The sequence below is a fragment of the Limnobacter litoralis genome (assembly GCF_030160455.1).
Taxonomy (GTDB): domain Bacteria; phylum Pseudomonadota; class Gammaproteobacteria; order Burkholderiales; family Burkholderiaceae_B; genus Limnobacter; species Limnobacter litoralis.
Genome location: NZ_BSOJ01000015.1, coordinates 251,261 through 271,956, shown reverse-complemented (window position 1 = coordinate 271,956; position 20,696 = coordinate 251,261). Strand labels below are relative to the sequence as shown.

At 53.8% G+C, this 20,696-nt stretch carries 18 protein-coding genes and 1 tRNA gene; 7 read left to right on the top strand and 12 right to left on the bottom strand.

What is annotated here, in order from left to right; all coding sequences use genetic code 11:
* Positions 1–118: 118 nt before the first annotated feature.
* Positions 119–1,777, top strand: a complete 1,659-nt coding sequence (locus tag QQJ87_RS08375) for a PAS domain-containing hybrid sensor histidine kinase/response regulator (RefSeq protein ID WP_284281180.1) — start codon at positions 119–121, stop codon at positions 1,775–1,777.
* 5 nt (positions 1,778–1,782) lie between these two features.
* Here the strand turns inward: QQJ87_RS08375 and QQJ87_RS08370 are convergent, their stop codons facing one another.
* Genes QQJ87_RS08370 through QQJ87_RS08355 form a run of 4 tightly spaced genes read right to left on the bottom strand, consistent with a single transcriptional unit; the run spans position 1,783 to position 6,624 of the window.
* A complete protein-coding gene (locus QQJ87_RS08370) occupies positions 1,783–3,336 on the bottom strand; it encodes a DHA2 family efflux MFS transporter permease subunit (RefSeq protein WP_284281179.1) in 1,554 nt (517 codons plus the stop codon).
* On the bottom strand, positions 3,333–4,580 hold the full coding sequence (locus tag QQJ87_RS08365) for an HlyD/EmrA/EmrK family protein (RefSeq protein ID WP_284281178.1): 1,248 nt from the start codon (positions 4,578–4,580) through the stop codon (positions 3,333–3,335). Before QQJ87_RS08365 ends, QQJ87_RS08370 begins: the two co-directional genes overlap by 4 nt.
* 17 nt (positions 4,581–4,597) lie before the next feature.
* Positions 4,598–6,067, bottom strand: coding sequence for an efflux transporter outer membrane subunit (locus QQJ87_RS08360; RefSeq protein ID WP_284281177.1), 1,470 nt, complete (start codon positions 6,065–6,067; stop codon positions 4,598–4,600).
* A 35-nt stretch (positions 6,068–6,102) separates the two neighbouring features.
* Positions 6,103–6,624 (bottom strand): MarR family winged helix-turn-helix transcriptional regulator, encoded by a 522-nt coding sequence (locus QQJ87_RS08355; RefSeq protein ID WP_284281176.1) that lies wholly within the window; start codon positions 6,622–6,624, stop codon positions 6,103–6,105.
* 203 nt (positions 6,625–6,827) lie between these two features.
* Between QQJ87_RS08355 and QQJ87_RS08350 the strand changes: the two genes are divergently transcribed.
* From QQJ87_RS08350 to QQJ87_RS08325, 6 genes are all read left to right on the top strand, one after another.
* Positions 6,828–9,002, top strand: coding sequence for an acetyl-CoA hydrolase/transferase C-terminal domain-containing protein (locus QQJ87_RS08350; RefSeq protein ID WP_284281175.1), 2,175 nt, complete (start codon positions 6,828–6,830; stop codon positions 9,000–9,002).
* Complete coding sequence (locus QQJ87_RS08345) at positions 8,989–9,450, top strand: gamma-glutamylcyclotransferase family protein (protein WP_284281174.1); 462 nt, start codon at positions 8,989–8,991, stop codon at positions 9,448–9,450. The genes QQJ87_RS08350 and QQJ87_RS08345 overlap by 14 nt, the downstream gene beginning before the upstream one ends.
* An 11-nt stretch (positions 9,451–9,461) precedes the next feature.
* On the top strand, positions 9,462–10,952 hold the full coding sequence (glpK, locus tag QQJ87_RS08340) for a glycerol kinase GlpK (RefSeq protein ID WP_284281173.1): 1,491 nt from the start codon (positions 9,462–9,464) through the stop codon (positions 10,950–10,952).
* Positions 10,945–12,438, top strand: coding sequence for a glycerol-3-phosphate dehydrogenase/oxidase (locus QQJ87_RS08335; RefSeq protein ID WP_284281172.1), 1,494 nt, complete (start codon positions 10,945–10,947; stop codon positions 12,436–12,438). Before glpK ends, QQJ87_RS08335 begins: the two co-directional genes overlap by 8 nt.
* Before the next feature lie 221 nt (positions 12,439–12,659).
* Positions 12,660–14,129, top strand: coding sequence for an OmpP1/FadL family transporter (locus tag QQJ87_RS08330; protein ID WP_284281171.1), 1,470 nt, complete (start codon positions 12,660–12,662; stop codon positions 14,127–14,129).
* Positions 14,130–14,200: 71 nt separating this feature from the next.
* Positions 14,201–14,277, top strand: a tRNA-Arg gene (locus QQJ87_RS08325).
* Positions 14,278–14,316: 39 nt separating this feature from the next.
* On the opposite strand, the gene QQJ87_RS08320 is transcribed toward QQJ87_RS08325, so the two are convergent.
* The 8 genes from QQJ87_RS08320 to QQJ87_RS08285 all read right to left on the bottom strand — a co-directional run bounded on the left by QQJ87_RS08320 (position 14,317) and on the right by QQJ87_RS08285 (position 20,678).
* Complete coding sequence (locus tag QQJ87_RS08320) at positions 14,317–15,450, bottom strand: tyrosine-type recombinase/integrase (RefSeq protein ID WP_284281170.1); 1,134 nt, start codon at positions 15,448–15,450, stop codon at positions 14,317–14,319.
* A 205-nt stretch (positions 15,451–15,655) separates the two neighbouring features.
* Complete coding sequence (locus tag QQJ87_RS08315; protein ID WP_284281169.1) at positions 15,656–16,066, bottom strand: hypothetical protein; 411 nt, start codon at positions 16,064–16,066, stop codon at positions 15,656–15,658.
* Between the two features lie 104 nt (positions 16,067–16,170).
* Complete coding sequence (locus tag QQJ87_RS08310; protein ID WP_284281168.1) at positions 16,171–16,389, bottom strand: hypothetical protein; 219 nt, start codon at positions 16,387–16,389, stop codon at positions 16,171–16,173.
* Positions 16,386–16,826, bottom strand: coding sequence for a hypothetical protein (locus QQJ87_RS08305; protein ID WP_284281167.1), 441 nt, complete (start codon positions 16,824–16,826; stop codon positions 16,386–16,388). The genes QQJ87_RS08310 and QQJ87_RS08305 overlap by 4 nt, the downstream gene beginning before the upstream one ends.
* The gene (locus QQJ87_RS08300) at positions 16,823–17,203 is read right to left on the bottom strand and encodes a hypothetical protein (protein ID WP_284281166.1); all 381 of its coding nucleotides are present in this window, start codon (positions 17,201–17,203) and stop codon (positions 16,823–16,825) included. Before QQJ87_RS08300 ends, QQJ87_RS08305 begins: the two co-directional genes overlap by 4 nt.
* A gap of 190 nt (positions 17,204–17,393) precedes the next feature.
* Complete coding sequence (locus QQJ87_RS08295; protein WP_284281165.1) at positions 17,394–19,166, bottom strand: hypothetical protein; 1,773 nt, start codon at positions 19,164–19,166, stop codon at positions 17,394–17,396.
* 2 nt (positions 19,167–19,168) lie between these two features.
* The gene (locus QQJ87_RS08290; protein ID WP_284281163.1) at positions 19,169–19,660 is read right to left on the bottom strand and encodes a hypothetical protein; all 492 of its coding nucleotides are present in this window, start codon (positions 19,658–19,660) and stop codon (positions 19,169–19,171) included.
* Positions 19,661–19,670: 10 nt separating this feature from the next.
* Entirely contained in the window at positions 19,671–20,678 is a 1,008-nt protein-coding gene (locus QQJ87_RS08285) for a recombinase RecT (RefSeq protein WP_284281162.1), read from the bottom strand.
* Positions 20,679–20,696 lie beyond the last annotated feature (18 nt).

Here is a 20,696-nt window from a genome sequence, read left to right as displayed (position 1 = left end):
CTTTTTCCGGCATTGTGTAAAAAATGAGTAAACACAAGTGTTTTACATCGGTTTACATTTATGGAGGTGCGATTATTATTGATCAATCGGTAGCTCAATCACGCAGGTCCAAGTCAGAATGATCAAGGCTTCACAAAGCAGGCAAACGCCCATTGGCAGCCATCCGTTTGCGGCAGACAGTCGCATCGGGGAAGTGGTGCAGGCCAGTGGTGTCGGTATTTATGAATATGACATAGTAAACCGAGCGTTTTTTCTGTCTGAATCTGCGTTTGCCTTGTTGGGTCATCCGCTGTCCGCCATGCCCCAATCCATCGAAGAGTGGTGGAATTTCATGCGCATAGAGGACAGGGAGAAAAGTCGTCAACATGCGCGCGACTCTTTGCACGATCCGGCTGTGAATTACTACGAGGTGTCCAACCGCTTTGATCACCGCGATGGTCATGAGGTCACCCTGCTGACGCGCGCGCGAATTTTTCGCGACGATGCGGGCAAGCCTTTGCGAATTTTCGGCGTGTACATTGACATCACAGAGCGACTGAAACTCGAAGAGGCTGTTGCCCAAAGTGAAATGCAGGTGAAAGCGGAGCGACTCGCCTCAGCAGAAAAGGACAGAGTGATGTCAGCCATCAGTCATGAGGTGCGAACCCCGTTGAACAGCATTCTGGGGTTTGCCAAGTTGATCAGACAGACGCTGGAAGCTCATCGAGATCAAGTGGAGCCAATTTTGCCCAAGGAGCTGTATGCCGATTTAAATCAGATGGTGGAATCTGCCGAGCATCTGGATCACCTTTTGACTGATTTTCTGGATTATTCCCAGCTCAATGCGAAAAACCTCAAGTTGGTGTGTGTGCCGTTTGAGCTTGCAGACGCCGTGGATCAGGTCAGTCAGCGCCTGTTGCGATCATGTTCGGCGAAAGGTTTGGGCGTTGAGCTGGAGACTCGAATCAACAATGTGCGCGCCAGCCTTGCGAATTTGACTTTGTTGGGTGATCAACAGCGCGTGGGTCAAGTGCTGGACAATGTGTTGTCAAATGCCACCAAATTTTCAGACAGTGGTCGAATCCAGTTTTCCGTCGATGTGAACACCAACTCTGACTGCACAGTCGCACAACTCCGCTTTCGAATTTCGGATCAGGGTTGCGGTATTCAAGCTGAATACGTGCAGCGCATGTTTCTGCCCTTTGAACAATCACATAGAACCATGAATGGTCAGCTTTCAGGCACAGGTCTTGGCCTGGCGATTGTCAAGGCCTTGAGTGAAGCCATGGACGGTCAAATACGGATTGATTCCAAACCTGGGGTAGGCACTGTGTTTGAGTGGTTTGTGGTTATGCCCCTGATTGCCTTACCGACTCTCGGCAAGACCACGGTTGCTGCCGCAATTCGCGCCCCCGCACGCGCTTTGAGTGTTCTGATCGCTGACGATGTTGCTCTGAATCTGAAAATTCTGGAGCGTTTCATTCACAATTCAGGTCATTTCGTGACAACCGCCTCCAATGGGCAAGAGGCTTTGGAAATGGCGGAGAAAACCCGCTTCGACGCCATATTGCTGGACATTGAAATGCCCTGTTTGACGGGCTGCGAGGTGGTTCAGTTTTTGCGGGCAGGGGCAGGGCCGAATGCTAAAACGCCCTGCTATGCGCTCTCGGGGCAGGCGTTTGTCAAAGACATCGAGCTGGCCATGCAGTCAGGGTTTGACGCCTACTTTCCAAAGCCCATCCAGTTCGACCAGCTGCTTAACAAGCTGGCCGAGCCGAGTGACGCAACGGTCAGTTAACCCACTTAGTGATCGGCGGCCACCCTGACAAACGGCCCCTTTGCAAACCAGATCGGCACTGCCAAGCACACCATCAAAATACCGCAGGTCAGCATCACATTGTTGGTCGACAGCATGTAGGCCTGTGATTCAACCACACGATTGGTCATCGCCAGTGTGGCGTCATGACCCAACCCCAGTTGACCCAGCTGGTTCATGTAACTTTGGGCTGGCGCGTAGCTGCTGGTGATGTTTTCAGCCAGATTGGCATGATGGAACTGCGCACGGTGTTCCCAGTAGGACGTAATAATCGCGGTGCCCATACTGGACCCCATGTTGCGAAGAAAGCTGTTCAAACCGGATGCGCCCGCCATTTCCTGTGGTGAAAGGCCCGACAGGGCGATGGTGATGATCGGCAGAAAAAAGCAGGATATGCCCACACCCATGATCAGCCGGGTGGTGGCCAAGGTGGCAAAGTCCACCTCAGAGGTGAATTGCGCACACACGTAGGCGTACACGGCAAACATGCTGAAGCCAAAAGTAGCCACGGCGCGAGCGTCCAGCCTGCCAATGTTGGCACCCACAATCGGCCCCATGAACACGGCCAGTACCCCGCCCAAGGCCATGGTTCGACCTGCCCATTCGGAGGTGTAACCCAGTTGGGTTTGCAGCCACAGCGGGAACACCACGTTCGAGCCAAAGAATGCCAGCGTGCCCACCAGCATGCAAATGGAGCCCACCAGAAAGTTGCGATGGGTGAACAGGTGCACATCCACCAATGGGTGCTCGTCATACCACTCCCAGATGACGAGGATCACCAACGCAATGGCAGACACCACGCTGAGCGCGACAATGGTGGGGCTGTTGAACCAGTCCAGTTCGTTGCCCTTGTCCAGCAAGATCTGAAGTGAGCCCACGCCCACCGCCAGCAAACCAAGACCCACAAAGTCCACGGGCTTTTGAACCGAAGGCGTTTCGCGGTTTTTGAACAGGGCGTACACCAGCACCAAACAAATTGCCCCAACTGGCAGGTTGATCAGGAAAATCCAGTGCCAGCTCAAGTTGTCGGTGATCCAGCCACCCGTGAGTGGACCGATAATGGGCGCAGCCACGGTCGTCATGGCCCAGATGCCGGTTGCAAGCCCCTGTTTCTCGGGCGGATAGGCTTGCAGCATCAGAGTTTGAGACATCGGGATCATGCCCGCGCCGAACACGCCCTGCAGCACGCGGGCTGCCAGCAAAATCTGAAAGGAGGGGGCCAGGCCGCACAATAACGAGGCCAGCGTAAAAAAAGCCGTGCTGATCATGAACAGACGCACTTGTCCAAGCCTGCCGGCAAGCCAGCCTGTCATGGGCAGCATGATGGCCTCGGCCACCGCATAGGAGGTGATTGCCCAGGTGCCCTGAGCTGGCGCAACGCCGAGATCTCCGGCGATGGTCGGCACAGACACGTTCACGATGGTCAAATCGAGAATGTTCATGAATGAGGCCATGCCCAGCACCATGGTGGCCATCAGCCGCAAATTGGGCGGCAGCGGCGGATGGTTGTGTGAACGGTTCCCGAAGCGTTTGCTGTTCATGATGCGCTCAGTTCTTTTTTCAGCAGTGCGTTGGCATAGTCGTCGGCTTTCTGGGCAACGTCATCAAACACGGTGGTTTTCTGGGCAGACTGTTCCTGCGCGGGCACCATCAGGGGGCCGTCGGTGTTGTGGGTGTCCACCGTGACGTCCATGGACAGGCCGACGCGCAAAGGCGCTTTTTTCAGATCGGCCGGATCAATGTCGACACGCACTGGAAGGCGCTGGACAATCTTGATCCAGTTGCCGGTGGCGTTCTGGGCAGGCAACATCGAAAATGCACTTCCGGTACCTGCGGAAAGGCCAGACACCTTGCCGTGAAAGGTCATGGAGCTGCCATACAGATCAGCATGCAATTCAACAGGTTGCCCGACGCGAATGCGTTCCAGTTGGCCTTCCTTGAAGTTGGCATCGACCCACACGTCTTGCAGTGGCACGATGGTCATCAGCGGCGTGCCCGGCATGATGCGCGTTCCCACTTCCACGTTGCGCTTGGCAATTTGACCCGCCACTGGGGCAACGATGGTGCCACGCTGCAGGTTGATGTACGCCTGCCGCACCTTGGCCACTGCCTCAACCACTTTGGGATGCTCAGCCACCTTCAGATCGCGGGTTTGGTTCAGAGAGGAAGCCAGTGACGCATTGGCCTGGGTGTAACCGGCTTGCGCCTGTTTGTAGGCTGCCTGTGCCGCAGCCAGTTGTGCGTTGGCTGAATTCACGGCAGCCTGGGCTGATTCCAGTTCTTCAGCCGACACGGCACCCTGCTTGAAAGCGGCCTGACGTCGGGCCAGTTCAGATTGCAGGCGTTTGCCCTCCACTTGCAGGCGTGACACCTCTTCCTGGGCACGGGTAATGTCGGCCTTTCTGGCGGCCTGACTTGCGCGTTCAATGTCCACCTTGTCATACAAAGACCGAACCGAGCGGACCGTGTCAGACAGCTGGGCCTTGGCTTGAGCCAGGGCCAGTTCGGCATCGGTCTCGTCCAGTTTGACCAACACCTGGCCGGCCTTCACCGTCTGGTTGTCGTCAACCAGGATGGCCTTGACGTCGCCCATGACTTGAGAGGAAACGTTGACCATGTCGCCCTGTACATAGGCGTTGTCGGTGTTTTCACTGTATCGGCCCCAGATGAAGTGGTAAGCGCCTACTGCAACGCCGACCAGGACGGCACTGCCTAGAAAGATGCTGATGGCCTTTTTGCGTTTGGCCTGTTTGTCGTTCGCTGTGGTTTCAGGTGTCGTGCTCATGATGAATTCTCTGTGGTTTACTGCTTGGTTTGTGTGTTGGCGCTGCTCAGTTCAGTCAGCACGTCTTTGTTTTCATAGCCGCCGCCCAGGGCCTCAACCAGGTCAACCTGGTTGCCCAAGGCCTGAAGTTTGGTTTGCAGCAAGCGTGTTTGTTGGGTACGCAAGGCCAACTCAGCTTCGATCGCAGGCATGGAGGAGTCGATTCCCAGCTCACGGCGCTGTCTGGCTCGCTTGGTCAGATTCTCCAGGCTGGCTGTACGTGCCTCTTGAGACTGTATTTCCTCATTGAGCTGTTTCAGCAAAATAACTTCGCTGATGACCTGTTGGGCTGCGCTGGTGATGGACCCTTCGTATTGGGCCTTCAGTTCGTCAAATTTCGCTTTTTTCTCCGCCGTGGCAAATTTGACCTTGCCGCCGTCGAAGATCGGAAAATCAACCACGCCGCCCAACAGAGATACGCGGCTGTCCGGCTCGGTCAGCTTGCTCCAGCCAATCGACTGATTGCCAATGTAGCCGTTCAGGTTGATGTTGGGCAGGGCTGCCAGGCGTGTGGTGTCAACCTCTGCAGCGGCAGACTGCACCATAAAGCGTTGCCCCACCAAGTCGGGTCTGCGGGCCAGCAGAGACAAGGCAATGGGCTGTTCGGGGCTGTAATTTAGGATGGGGTCGGGCAAGGTTTTGGGCAAGGCGGCCACGGCTTTTTCAACCACGGCCGTGTCGCCGACCAGGCTTTCGGTGGCTGCGATGTAGCGGGCCTTTTGGCCCTCTGCCTGATTCAACAGCAGTTCAGTTTGAGCCAAAGCGTCGTTGGCACGGTCCAGACCATTGCCATTGTCCAGTCCCAGATCAAGTCGAGTTTTTTGTAGATTGACCATTTGCTCGTTGAGGGCTTTGATGGCCTGCAACTGGTCGATGTAGGCACCGACCCAGCGAATTTGCACATAGACCTTGGCGATGTCGGTTGACAGTTTCAGGGCGACCATGGCGCGTTCCGCTTCAGCCGCTTTCACCTGACCTTCAACCGCTTCAATGGCTTTGGCCTGACGACCCCACAGGTCGATGTTCCAGCCCAGGTTCAAGGTGGCCACGCCCTGTTCCATGGACACACCAGAGAAGGGGGGCGGTACGTAATAGTTTTTGCTCAGCTTTTGCTTGTTCAGATCAAGGTGCGTGCCCACTTGTGGCAATTCGTCGGCGTGTAGAACCCCGATTTGTGCCATGGCGGCCCGTGTCCGGGCGTCGGCGGCGCGCAGGCTGGCATTGTCTTTCAGGGCCTGGTCGATCAACTCGCTAAGAATTGGATCGTGAACGGCCTGCCACCATTTGGTTTGTTTGAACTCGATGGGCGGGGCCGACTTCAAGGGCTCATTGTGACTTTGCAGCCAGTTGGGCATTTTGTTCAGGTTGTAGTCACCCACCCCTTTGGGCGCAATGGCACAACCTTGCAAGGCCAGCACGGCAACACTGGCGGTTATTGCGGCAACCATTGGTCGCAAAGCACGTTTGTTATTCACCATTGGCGTTATTTGTTGGTACATGGCAGCTTTTTTCCGGTCAACATTTTGTTGATAAGGCGGGTCAGGGTTTCTTTCTCGGGTTCGGTCAGTGGCGAAAGTGCAAGCTGATAAGCGTTCCACATTTTTGGCAACAGGTGTTCAACCTGGGTTCGGCCTGCTGGCGTGAGCTCCATCCAGCAACTGCGTCGATTGTCCAGATCAGGAATGCGGGCAACCCAACCTTTTTCAATCAGAAAGACAGTGGTCTTGGTGGTGTTGGGGCCTGAATGGCCGATGGCTTTGGACAGTTCTTGGGGGCGACGTCGAAAGTCGGCCGAACCATACAACATCGCAATCACCATCCAGTGCGACAGCAAAAGCCCTTCAGGGGCCAGCGTGTCTGCCGCGGTCTGTTCCATGGTTCTGTTTGAAAAGTGAATGAGTCTGCAGAGCAACACATCAGAAATGGGAAAAGCCGGCTGGCGGCTTTTGACCACCTGCAGGCTTTTTTGCAGCTGTTCGATTGCGGATATGGGTTCTTGTTCCATTGCTTTGCTAGTAAATTGTTTACCAGTAAATTATATGATTGCAAACGGTGTTCGTCAACTCAGGGTGATTACTGATTGTTCTGGGGTTGGACACTTGAAATTTTGAACGCGCGGGTAACATAAGCTGCGTCTCGCCGGTGTCACTCTGTTTTCGGAGCCTGCTGCCTTGGTATATTAGGGAAAACGAGAACAGGAGACCGGAATTGACGCAATTCCACCGCAGCGCTGATCTGTCCAAACTGATAGACCAGGTGATTGGAACGCTTGGCAAAGACATTCGAATCGGACTGCCCTTGGGTTTGGGAAAACCCACTGAATTCGTCAATGCACTTTATCAACGGGCCAAGGCAGACCCCACACTGAAGCTGACCATCCTGACAGCACTGTCTCTGGAAAAGCCAAAACCGGCTTCTTCTCTTGAGGCCGCCTTTTTGAACCCTGTGCTTGAAAGGGTGTGGGGTGACTGTCCAGACCTTCAATATGCGGTGGACCAGACCCAAAATGCTTTGCCGCCGAATGTGCTAGTGCGTGAATTTTATTTTCGGCCCGGCAGCCGATTGAAATCCGCCAGTGCACAACAGCAATATGTCTGTGCCAATTACACGTTTGCCGCGCGTGAGGTGTTCAATCAAGGTTGTAATCTTGCAGCCCAATTGATTTGTTTGCCTGATCAAGGCGTTCACGACGTGGTGTCGCTGTCTTGCAATCCTGACACGTCCATTGAACTGGTGCGCTGTTTGAAGGCCAGTGGCAGGCCGCATCTGGTGATTGGGCAAGTCAACAAAAACCTGCCGTACATGGCAGGCGATGCCGAAGTTCCGACCGGTATGTTCGATCACCTCATTGAGGTTGACGCGTTGAACCACACCCTGTTTTCCACGCCCAAAACGCCAGTGGGCCTTGCTGATTATCTGATCGGATTGCGTGCCAGCGCTTTGATCGAGGACGGCGGTACATTGCAAGTGGGCATCGGTTCTTTGGGCGACGCGCTGGTGCATGCCTTGGTGCTGCGCCACACCCAAAACACCGATTACAAAAAGTTAATTGAGAATTTTGGTTTCACACCCAGGGAGCTTGAGCTTACAGCAGAGGAGGGGGGAACAGCGCCCTTTGAAAAGGGCCTGTACGCCGCCACTGAAATGTTTATTGATGGCTTCGTGGAGTTGTACAAGGCGGGTGTGTTAAAGCGCAAAGTGTACGACCACTGGGCCTTGCAGACGCTGTTCAATCGCGGGGAAATTGAAGGTGAACAGATACGCCCCGACTGGCTGGACAAATTGGCTGAATTGGGTGTTCGGGAAATTGATGAGTCGCAGTTGGCGGTGTTCAAGCGCCACGGGCTTTTTGTGTCTGAATTGAGCCTGAACGGCATTTCTTTCTGTTTGCCGGGTACTGCGCCGGTGGTGGCCAATCTGGCGGATCCGGCAGCGCGTCAATGGCTGCGTGAACATGCTTTGGGCGACAGGCTGAAAAACGGTGCTGTTCTGCATGGTGGCTTTTTCCTCGGCCCGGCCAGTATGTACCGTTTTTTGCGTGAGCTCAGTGCGAATGAACGGGCACTTTTCCAGATGACTGGCGTTGAAAAAGTCAATCAGCTTGATTTGAATCCTGTGTTGTACAAGGCCCAGCGCAGAAGTGCGCGTTTCGTCAACACGGGTTTGATGGTCACCCTCAGTGGTGCGGTGGCCTCTGATGGATTGGACTCTGGGGCGGTCATTTCCGGCGTGGGTGGCCAATACAATTTTGTGGCCATGGCCCATCAGCTACAAGGTGCCAGAAGTGTCCTGCTGATTCGCGCAGTGCGCGAGCAGCCTGGCCAAAAGCCGCTCAGCAATGTGTTGTTCAATTATGGGCATTGCACCATACCGCGTCACCTTCGTGACATTGTCATCACCGAATATGGAATCGCTGACTTGCGCAGCAAGACTGACAACGAGATTGCCAAAGCATTGATCAACATCGCTGATTCAAGGTTTCAGGAGATGCTGCTTGTTCAAGCCCAGGCGGCCGGAAAGATTGAACCTGGATATAAGGTGCCCGCCGAGTTCAGGAACAACTTGCCCGGTGTTGTACAGGCCCGCTTGCTGCAAGGGGTGGATCACGCGGTGTTGCCCCAATTTCCCTTCGGCACGGACTTTACGCAGCAAGAGCAACGTTTGATGGATGCCTTGCTGCACGTCAAGGAGGCCGCAGCCATCAAGTCGTCTTTGCGGCTGGCGTTTGATACCTTGTTTGAGGGCGGAGACGAGCCGTCTTTGAGTGCTCAAATTCTGGACGATTTAAAGCGAATGAAGCTGGATGCACCAAGTACTTTCAAAGAGAAAGTGACCAGGCATTTGCTGATTAAGGCTTTGAAGGAGGTTCATGCCGATGCCTGAATTGAATGCCCCAGCGCCCCATGCGGTCTTTGTGTATGGCTCGTTGATGTACAACCCGGTTTGGGAAAGTGTTGTGCAGGGCGATTATGGCGTTTTGCCAGCAGAACTTCGTGGATATTCGCGTTATCGCGTTCCTGGAGAAACCTACCCGGCGCTTATCGAAGACTCGGCAGGGGTGGTGCAGGGTCGACTTTGGCTCAATGTGGATGCAGAGGATCTTGTTCGACTGGACAACTTTGAGGGCGATGAATATCGTCGAACGCTTGTGCAAGTTGTTGATGCCCGCGCCCGCATGCAAACTGCTTTTGTGTACGTGTGGCAAAAGCCGGAGTTGTTGGATGGTGTGCCTTGGGACGTGTCCTATTTCGAGGCGGAGGGGCTGGGTCGATTCATGCAAAAACACGTGGCCAGCTGGCAGCGCTCGGGCCGTAGGCAAGAAGAACATTGAGGAAAGACGGCATGACTTACATTTTGGCGTTGGATCAGGGCACAACCAGTTCACGGGCTATTCTGTTTGATGAAAAAGCCAGGGTTCTGGGTTGCGCTCAGCAGGAGTTTGAACAGATTTTTCCCAAGTCGGGTTGGGTCGAACACAACCCGGCCCAGATTTGGAGCACGCAGATTGACTGCGCCCGAAGGGTTCTGCAGCAGGCTGGCGTATCGGCCTCTGAGGTTGCCGGCATCGGCATTACCAATCAGCGTGAAACAACCGTGGTTTGGAACCGAAAGACCGGTGAACCAATCTACAACGCCATCGTCTGGCAAGACAGGCGAACTGCCGCATTGTGCGACAAACTGCGTGAACGTGGCCATGCGGCTGCGGTTGCAGACGCCACGGGTTTGGTTATTGATTCCTACTTTTCAGCCACCAAGCTGGCTTGGGTCTTGAACAATGTGCCTGGTGCGAGGGCGCAGGCTGAACGTGGCGAGTTGGCTTTTGGCACCATCGACACCTGGTTGATCTGGAACTTGACGAAAGGCGCCGCCCATCTGACTGATGCCAGCAATGCCTCGCGAACCATGCTTTACAACATTCACACCCACGCCTGGGACGACGAACTGTTGGCTCTATTTGACATTCCGCGATATGTTCTGCCCTCCGTGGTCGACACCAGTGGCTTTATGGCGGTCAGTTCGGCTGATGCATTGGGTGCTCCAATTCCGATCGCAGCCGCCGCCGGCGACCAACAAGCGGCCACTTTTGGGCAAACCTGTTTCAGTGCGGGTGAGGCCAAAAACACCTACGGCACAGGTTGTTTCATGCTGCTTAACACTGGGCATGATGCAGTGCGCAGCCACAATCGCTTGTTGACCACGGTGGGCTGGCGCATTGCGGGGCAAACGCACTACATGCTGGAGGGCAGTGTGTTCATGGGGGGTGCTGTCGTGCAGTGGTTGCGGGATGGGCTGGGTTTGATTCAGTCGTCAGCCGAGGTTGAAGCCCTGGCAGGCAGCGTGCCGTCAACGGACGGTGTGACCTTGGTGCCAGCCTTTGCAGGACTGGGTGCGCCGCATTGGGACCCCTATGCCAGAGGCACATTGGTGGGCATGACCCGCGGCAGCACCAAAGCACACATTGCCCGCGCAGCGCTGGAATCCATCGCGCTTCAAACCGTTGACCTTGTGCAGGCCATGCAAAGGGATGGGGCAAAGCCGCTGACCGAGCTTCGAGTCGATGGTGGCGCATCGAATAACAATTTGTTGATGCAAATTCAAGCGGATCTGCTGGGTGTGCCCGTGGTAAGGCCCACTGTGACGGAGACCACCGCGCTGGGTGCTGCTTACCTGGCAGGGCTGGCAGTGGGCGTGTATGAAAGCCAGGCCAGTTTGCTTGAAAAGTGGCAAGTGGACGCCCGGTTTGAACCAACCATGAACATGGACGAACGCGGTGCTTTGCTGGATCGCTGGCACCGCGCGATTGAACGCTCAAAGGGGTGGGCTGATGCTTAGCCGTGCAATGCACCTGGGTCTGCTGAAAAAGGCCACAGAACAAAACACAGAATTTGACGTGATCGTTATTGGTGGGGGTGCGACAGGTTTGGGCACTGCGCTGGACGCCGCCACGCGTGGCCTGAAAGTGCTGTTGCTGGAGGCGAATGATTTTGCCAAAGGCACCAGTTCACGAGCCACCAAACTGGCCCACGGCGGCGTGCGTTATCTGGCCCAAGGCAACATCAGCCTTGTGCGTGAAGCCCTGCATGAACGAGGGCGAATGTTGGCCAATGCGCCCGGTTTGGTCAAACCCCTGGCCTTCGTGATTCCTGCCAGAAACTGGTTTGGCAAGCTGTTTTACTGGCTGGGTTTGAAGGTGTATGACTTATTGGCCGGGCGCTTGGGTGTGGGCCCCACCACGCTAATGAGCCGCAATGCCGTGCTAAACGCCATTCCAACCTTGAAAGCCGACGGGCTGGCCGGTGGTGTGCGTTATTTTGATGCCCAGTTTGACGACGCCAGGCTGGCGATCGCGCTTATGAAAACGATTCACAGGCAGGGTGGGCTGGCCGTCAACTATGTGCGGGTAACCGGCTTTGAGAAAAAAGAGGGTCGAATTTGCGGCGTCAGCGCGCAAGACACTCTGGGGGGTGACATCTTTCATCTCAAGGCCAAGGCGGTTGTGAATGCTACCGGGGTTTGGGTTGATGAAGTGCGCAATATGGATGACCCGTCGCATGCCAAAATTCTGAGTCCAAGCCAAGGTGTCCATGTGGTGGTTGATTCCCATTTTTACCCATCCAAAGACGCGCTGCTGGTTCCGAAAACGGCCGATGGGCGGGTTTTGTTTGTGGTGCCATGGCTTGGAAAGACCCTGATCGGAACCACCGACACCGCCCGGCAGGATGCCCCCCTGGAGCCAAAGCCACTGAAAGGAGAAATTGACTTTGTGCTGAACACAGCAGGCCAATACCTGAAGAAGGCGCCCACCCGGGCAGATGTTCGCAGCGTCTTCGTGGGTCTTCGCCCATTGGTCAAGCAGGGCCATGCAAGCAGCACCAAAAGCATTTCACGCGAACACACCATCCTGACCGATCCAAGTGGCCTTGTGACCATCACGGGCGGCAAGTGGACCACCTACCGAAGCATGGCTGAAGAGGTTATGAATGTGGTGGTCAAGCAGCACAGCCTGAGGGCTGGGCCCAGCAAAACCGCCGCTTTGAAACTGGACGAGTCTGCCGCAACGGGGGTGGCCAATGCGCTGGACGCCCGATTGGGCCTGACACGGTCCGACATGGAGTTTGCGGTCAGCGATGAAATGGCGGTTACCATCGAGGACATTTTGGCTCGACGAAGCCGGGCGTTGTTTCTGGATGCTGAAGCCGCGCTGGCCTGTGTGGATGAAGCGGCTGATGTGCTCAGGATGATGCTCGGTGTGAGTGACGTCGAATTGCAAAGACAGCGAGATTTTTTCGAGGAACTGGTTAGGCAGTATCGGGTGTAGAGGGTGTTCTGGTTTTCATTACCGTGACACCTGTATTTCGTGGTAAAACGTAATCAAAAGGCACGCCGTTCTTGACGGAAGCCCAAATTCAAAACATCATGTAACCCATCAGTTATATTCGCGTAAATATTTGCATCCAAATTGCTTACTAGCCAGTAACAAAGCGGATGGCTGATTCAAAAATAAAAAGGCTCACACACGAGTCATAGGAGACATACAAGATGACAAATTTGCGCCTGCGCAACAGGGTGCTCTTGGGTGCCATGGCATCCGCTTTTATCGGGCTTTCTTCATTTTCTGATGTAGTGTTGGCCGGCGGTACGGCTTTTGACGCCGACAACATTTCGGGCATGGGTTCTGCGGGTGCAGGTCAAGCTGCAGAAGCCAGCGATGCCTCTGTGATTTTCTACAACCCAGCGGCATTGACCCGCTTCAAGCAGGCTGAGTTGACCCAAGGAGTTGTATTTACCACGGTCGAACACACCTACACGTCGTTACAAAACAACGATGGTGCGCCAACCAATTCGGGTTCGCAGGGCTCCAAGGGGCAAGTGTTTGATCGCAATCCAGACGGGTATGATGCTTCAGCAATAGCGCCTCACACCTATGTGGCTATTCCACTGTCTCCCAAAACTGTCATGGGTTTCAGTGCCTCAGCCTCTCAGGCTCTTTTGTTGCACTACGACAGCCAGTTCCCGGGCCGCAATCAGGGCAAAGACATTGACTTGAAAGTGACTCGACTCAACCTGGGCGTAGGTCACAAACTGACACCTACTTTCTCTGTAGGTATTAACGGTTCCTATGAGCGTTATTTCCAGAATGCCAAGGTGGCTTTGAACTACCGTGAGGCTGTGCGTGCACAGGCCGGTAATGCGGGCGTGGCTGCGCTGGATGGCGCGGCGGCTACTGGTCAGGCCCCACCTATTCCGAAAGAGGCAACTGCCATTGTTCGTGTGTTCGGTTACGCGTTCAACGCGCAGCTCGGCGCGTTGTGGGAGCCGACAGATCGCACAAGAGTAGGAATTTCCTATCGACCGAAACCCAGGTTCAATGGCAACGAGGGCACTTTTACCATCAACGAAAATCCGGACGGTACCGCGTTTCGTCAATTCTTGACCACCCCGACCGCAGCGACCCTGTTGCCAACAGCACCTCAGTCTGCTGCCGACTTGAACCCCTACCAACGCGCCAACCAGAACATCACGTTGAACGACGAATTGCGTTTGAGTGTGTTCCATCATTACAACCCCAAGTTGGATTTGATGGCCACCTACACGCGTGAAGACTTCAGAAGCGCAACTCTGAAGTACGTACGAGACAACGGAAGAACAATCGAGGACATCCCCCAAAACTATCAGGTTACAAATTCCTATCGTATCGGTGCCAACTATAAACTGTATCGTCGCTTGATCGTTCGTGCCGGTTATGCGTATGAAACCAGTGCAATTGACGACGCCACCCGGATCACGATTTTGCCGGACAACAACCGTCGTTACTATGCGGTGGGCGCAACCTACCTGGTTGATCCCAACACCGACGTACACTTTGCATTCCAACGTTTCCAGATTGATCCGGCGGTGGTTGGATTGAACCAAGGTTCACAGCCTCCCGAGGTGCGTGGTGGTCGGTTTTATGGTATTACCAACACTCGGATTAACTTCTTTGGTGTGGGTTTGACCCAGCGTTTCTAAAAATTTGTACAAAAGGGCACAAATGCTATTGCGTTGGTGCCCTTATTCATGCATAATCTCGCTTCTTTACAGCGGCTGTAGCTCAGTTGGATAGAGTACTTGGCTACGAACCAAGGGGTCGTGGGTTCGAATCCTGCCAGCCGCACCAAATTTAAGCAGTAAGATCAACGGGTTAGAGACAAAATCTCTAGCCCGTTTGCTTTTGTGGAATTTGGCTGAGTGACTTTTGAGTGACTTTCGCCTGTCGTTTCAGCGATTCCAAACTGATATTCCACCGGTTTGCTTCGTCCTTAATGCTTTCCAGTGCCTCAAATATTTCGACGATCTGGGCCATTGAGTAATGCCCAGTGATGTTTTTGTTCGAATGCCAAAGCACAGCAGATACAGTGTTCTCCTGAACTCCGGATTCACGAAGCCGAAGGCCCACGGTGTGTCTCAAATCATGAACGTGCAAGTCGCCAAGGCCCGCCTTCTTGCGCCCGTTCTGCCAGCCGTTGTTCGACATACGTTCAATCGAATGGCCACGGTAGGTGAAAACATACTCCGGGTGCACACCCCTTTGCGCTTCGATGACCTTTTGAGCCACCGTGTTCAGCACCAGTACCGCCTCGCGTTTTCGCTCCTCCTCAGCCTTTACATGCTTTGGTGGAACTACAAACACTGACACACCGAGCTGAGGGATTGGGATTTCCCATTCCCATTTCAGGCTACACACTACATCATCACGACAGCCGGTGTTCAAGATGAATAGCGCCATGGCGGCCAGGTGATCTGCGAGCTTGGGTAGCAGCCTGCGCTGTTCATCCCACATGATCGGTCTGGGTGGCCTTTGGTCTGTCAACTTGAGCAGGGTAATCATGGGTGCGGTGAGCAACCAAGTAAGCCCGTCTTCATCACGCCAGTCACGCGCAGCCAAGTTCAAAATTCGCCGAACTATGGCAAGGCTGTGATTGATCGTCTTATTCTTTCGGCCCTGATCCTTTTTCTCTTCCACAAAAGACTTTAAGGATCCGTTGTGGATTCGATCAAGGTGTAATTGACCGATGTAAGGCATCACTGCCTTTAAGTGATAAATGTCCGATTGAATGGACGGCTTATTGGCATGCAGGTGCAAATAATGAATAGCTGCCTCTTCAAACGTTCGCTTCGGTCGGGTGCCGTGAACGAACGTTGTACGAAGCCCCTCGAGTTGACGGATTAACCAGCTTTCGGCCTCTTCAAAAGAGCAGAAGCCAGACTGTTGAATCCGTTGCTTTCGGTAGACCTTATCGACCTTATAGCCGCCGTCCTTCGTGGACTGGATACCTGTTGTGCGTCCCATAGAGTTCCTTCTGGGCGCTTACTACCCACGCCCATCTTATATGTTTCCCAAGCTCGGTCAATATCCTCTTTCTCAAACACCGTTGATGTCCCAGCTCGAATGCCAGGGCCCAGTAGTGGCGCAATGTTGGTGTCGAAAAATTTGCGCTTGACTCCGAGGTATTCTCGGGCCTCTTGAATGTTGTAGCCTCGTTTATCCATTGCTCTCATTTTCCCAATTTCGATTCATGGTTCCACTTTGCGTAGGTCCGCCAGGGCACCTTTCGTCCATTGACCAGAAAGCCCCAGTCATTTCTTTTTTCACCCACGAACCAGAGTGTCCAGACCCCATTTGAAGGAACGTAGGCAATTTTGTGGAAACACTCCGCGCGCCGATGCACCACGCAACCAGCGGTCCGAATGTTGCTCCTGCCCACGATGTCCTGTTCGTCGTAGTACCCCTTCAACACAATGCTGAGGTTGTCCGCTGGGTGATCGTGGAGATGTCTATCCGCGTCTGGTCTAAAAATGTGATGGACCCGGACACGAGCCCACATAGGCACCCAGTCGTAAGGAACATCAAAGCCATCTTCGTCTTTGGTCAGCAAAAACTTGGGCGTCAACCACCATCGGTTCATGTAACCCTCAAGGTGGTAGTAAGGCCGATTCATAGCGCTATGAATTATTGAGTTGGCCAGGCCTGGCCACCGTCGGATGAGAAGTGCAATTGTTCGGTAGATCATCATTCCTGCTCCAAAAATTGGTAGATGCCGAACGGCTTGCCCCATTTGTTCTTTCGATTGCCGACTCGCTTGATGGCGCCATTTTTCACCATAAGGCCAACCTGTCGCGAGCATTGTGTTGGATGTTTCCCTTTGGACCTGGCAAGGTCCGCGATTGTCCAGTTGGTGGGCAGCACGTTGCTACCAAGCAGGCGTTCTATTTGTTCCGTTGTGATCATGCTGTTTCTCCCAATATCTTCTGCAATCGGGCATGCTCAAGAACTGTTTTTCCGCTGGGTAATAGGAGCTGACCAAGGAAGGCCCCCTCAAATGACAGCACGCCAGTTTGAATGGCCGTGATCTGCCCTTTGATCCAGTCGCGCAGGATTGAGTAGACGGCCACGCTGGCCACTTCCATGGCCTTGGCTTCGTGCTGGGCTTTTGATTTTTGCATGCGGCTGGTGTAGGGGTGTTCTTTCAACCAGGCTGCGGCGTACCCTTTCATGGAAGCTTTGACGCTGACCATTTGGCCACGGTACTCAAACTGGACGAGAAGTTCACCCGCTTCGTCATCCAACATGCTGCCAAACTTTGAGCATCCAAAGCCGCGTAGCAGAGTTTGAAGTTCCGCCAGGGCCTTGCCACCGGCTGTGGTGTTTTCATATGGAAGGGTCATATTGCCCCCCTCGCTATGCGCTCCATTGCATCCATCACTTCAAAAGCAATAATTTCAGCCAAACTTCCTATTGATCCTTTTTTTGGAATTGATGCTTTGATTGACTGTAAAACTTCTTCAACAGTCAACCGCACCGGGGCGGGTGGTGCCTTGAAATACTCGGTGCACGTCTCGCCTGGCTCAAGGTGCCTCTTAATGTCGGCTGCTTCCTCTGGATCTGTGGTGAACGACACTGCGTTGTTGTTGAATTCAAAATACCAACCGTCAGGGGGCTGGGATGCCGGCTCAGCTGGTTCTGCGATTAAGGTTTCAGCCGCTATAGCCGGAATTTGAGCCTCAGGTTTGACGGTGTTGTCATTTTCAGATGCCTTACTCATTGGATGTACTCCCAGCCAGCGCAAACTGATCCGACGCAGACAAGAATGATCATTGCAATACTGACCAGAAAGACACCTCCGGCCAGACTGTAGAAAACGATTCCAAATCCGCTTGCTTGACGCTTGGCGATGCAGTAAACCGATGTGAATCCGCAGAAAAAGAGAAAGAGTGTGAGTAGGCCTGTGGAAGTCATGCTGCCACCTCCTCACTCTGAATAACTCCGTTCTCAATCCATTCGACGGTGATGTGGTCTGGCAGGCCGTGTGGCTTTTCTTTCAGCGTGGCCAGCAACAATGCCCCTTCCAGATCTTTGTTTGCCACTAGGTCGTCGATCAGGTTGATCAGCTGGATGCGCCCCGGGTTGTCCAATACATCGACGCGATCGAGGATCACAAAACCAAGTTCGGAGATTGCTGCGATCGCGCAGGCAATCAGAGTGTCGACTCGCCATTTGTGTGATTCGGAGAGCAGTCGGTATTCGTGACCGTCTGCGACGATCTCCATGTTTTCTGAAATGTGGATCTGACCCCACTGAGCCACCTCTGAGAACGTCGCAATCAAGGTGTTCAATTGGTTGACGGCCTGGCCGACAAACTCAGCCGGAATCCCATCTGGTTTCAGGGCCTTTGCGATTTCATCCCAAGCCTGAACGTCTGCGTGATGCCCGGCGGCCAGCTTTGTTCTTGAGTTGGAATCAGCGATTTGTCGACGCTCATCTTTGGCTGATTTGAGTTTATCTTCGACCAACTTCCTCTCGTCGCGGAAAACTTGAAGGTTTGCCTCAATCTGATTTTTGGCCTTGGCGTTTTCTTCGTTATTTGTGGCCCCCTTGACTTTCTCCTCCAAGGCTACGACCAGCTTTGCTGCGGCATCGGCTGCTGCCAAATCCCGCTTGCCGTTGTCCACGCTGCGTTGAATGAGATCGAGAGCCTTTTGATATTCAGGCAGCTTGCCAGCCAACTCAGGGTCGCCTTGTTGGCCAATAGCGCCATGCTCGGCCTCATAGCGGGCAATGATGCCGCTGTGTTCGTACCAGTCCCCCGTGTAAACGCCATTGAGGAAATCGAGGGCGCGGGCCATGTCATGAATCAGGCCCTCGCGCTTGCCACTTGCCGCAGACTTGGCTTGTTCGACTTTCGTTTTCCAGTCTGCCAACTGCGCTTCATCCACCAAAAGTTTGTCCTGAATGCGCGCGTACAGCTGGCCTTGTTGCCTGGCCTGATTGATCTCTTCTTGAATGGCCTTCACATCGATCAAGTCGACGTTTTGAAGTGCACCCAGGCGCTGATTGGCGTCATCAATGTCGGCACCGATCTCAGTCAGGTCTTTCTCAAGTGATTTGATGTCGTCATCAGACATCGTTATCTGCGGCACCGGTGCCGACCATTCTTTGGCCTTTTCGCTGCCGTAGGTCTCGCCAGTGACCGCGCGCCATGCCCCCTTGGCTTCTGTAGCCTTTTTTGCAGCCTCGGCCTGTGCACTTGAAATGCCGGCTGCCAAAAGCGGCACCACTTCGTCGGCCTTTTTCTCATTCACCCCGCGTTCTTTCAGCTTTGCGATGATGGTTGCTGGTGTGATCTTTGTGCCGGTGAGCTTCAATACAAATTCACGTCGAGTGTTGGCATCAGCAGTAGCGAACCTAGAAGGCTCGAGACAGTAGGGCAGTGCTCCGTGGCTGATCTGACCCTCTCCCTCGCCTTTGGGAAGAACCAGCGATGTGGTGCCTTGGCTGTGTTCAATGACGATGCTTGAAACCTTTTCGCCATCTCGAACGAGTTGCTTGAATTCGTTTTTCTTTGTTACCCGGGTGGGTTCCTCAATGAAGGCATGTTTTAAGGCTTCTCCAAGGGAGGACTTGCCTTGACGATTGTGTCCGGCAACGAGAACCACTGGTGTTTGAAAGCGAATCTCAGCGTGTTGCACGCGCAGAAAGTTGTCTACTTGGATTGAATTGATACGCATCTTTATGCTCCTTGGAGGTCAAGTTCTTGTTGTCTGGCCAGCAGACTCAGGTGTGTTTCGTAGCCCATCAGCTCGCAAAGAATCGCTACATGCCGGCCGTCGGTAATTTCAACGTCAGCCTTGAAACCGATTTCTACAAACTGGTGCTGGCTGATATCGATCTCGGGCAGCGGTTCGCCCTCGGGGGATTTCAGAAAAGGGCGGATTTTGAATCCGCCGAGCTTGGCTCCAATGAAGCAGATTCCAGAGACATCCAGCTCCATGTTCGCCATCTCAAGATCCCAGTGAAACTCGCCAAGTTGCGGCATGCGCAAACCCTCATCCGTAAACAAAAAAGCTCTGAGGGATGGGGAAAACTCTGGAAGAATGTCGATTGCTGGAGCTTCAAAGGACAGCTTGATTGTGGCGCGCAAGGTCCGGCAGTCTTGTGGCCCCACCTTTCTAGGTACCACTTCTCCGATCATTACCAAAGCGTCTCTCAGTTCAAAGGCCATGGTTTCCTCCTTATTCCATGCTCATTGATTGCTGACTTGCGGCGGCGCGCCGCCGCTGTCTGGTCTCACCAGAGGGATCTGCTTGCTGATGGGCCTGTGCTGTTGCCTCGGCCGCTTCCTCAGCTGCAATTGACGCTTTTTCTTCGTCTGTTAATCTGCCAGAATTGAATTGCGCAGCTGGCTGAGATTCATTTTCGATAGCGGGCTGATCCTCTGGAATGATGTTGTAATCACCCTCGAAGGCCTCATCCAGGCGCTGATCTTTCCCGCCGTCGGCCATGCCGTCGAGCGCGGCCGCTGTTTGAAATTCAATGGAGAGAGGCAGGTACTTGGCCAGGCGCCGAATGACTGTTTTCCGTCCCATTTCAATAAAGTTGTCTTTCCAAGGGCCGTACTTGCCTTTGCTTTGGCTGGCCAGCATGATTTCGTTGACTTGTTCAAGGCTCATGAACTCAAAGCAATGCCCGCCATCTTTGAGCTTTGCAACCGCATAAAACCCAAGCACGCCGCCTCGGTCTTGCATGGCTGGTACGTGCGTCAGTTGCTCGTCAAGTCCGTAAACCAGTTCGAATTTGTCGTTGGCACACACCTCATGCGCTGCGATCGATACGATCTGGCCGGAGCGGCGAGCAAGGTCGATCAAGCCTTTGTAGCCGATGATCACCTGAACAGATTTCACCCAGCGCTCGTTGCCCTGGTTGTCTTTACGCTTGGTATTGAAGGGAACCAAATAGGCGTGGCCAAGTACGGTATTGGGTTCAAGGCCCATCTGTGCGCATTGGCCAATTGCACCAACCAGGCTCGGAACATCGCATTCAGCCAGTGCCGGAGTGGTAGTTGCTGCGATTTGAGCAACTTTCATCAGGCGTTCTGGATTTAGATGCCTAGGCAGCATCTTTACAATTTCACTCTTTTTCTGGTTGAGAAAGTAGGCGACCTTTTCTTTGGGCTTCATGCTGGCCAGAACATTTTGTTCTCGGACCTTTGCCAAATCGGTAGTGTTGGTGGTTGTATTCATGTCAGTTCCTTTTGATGA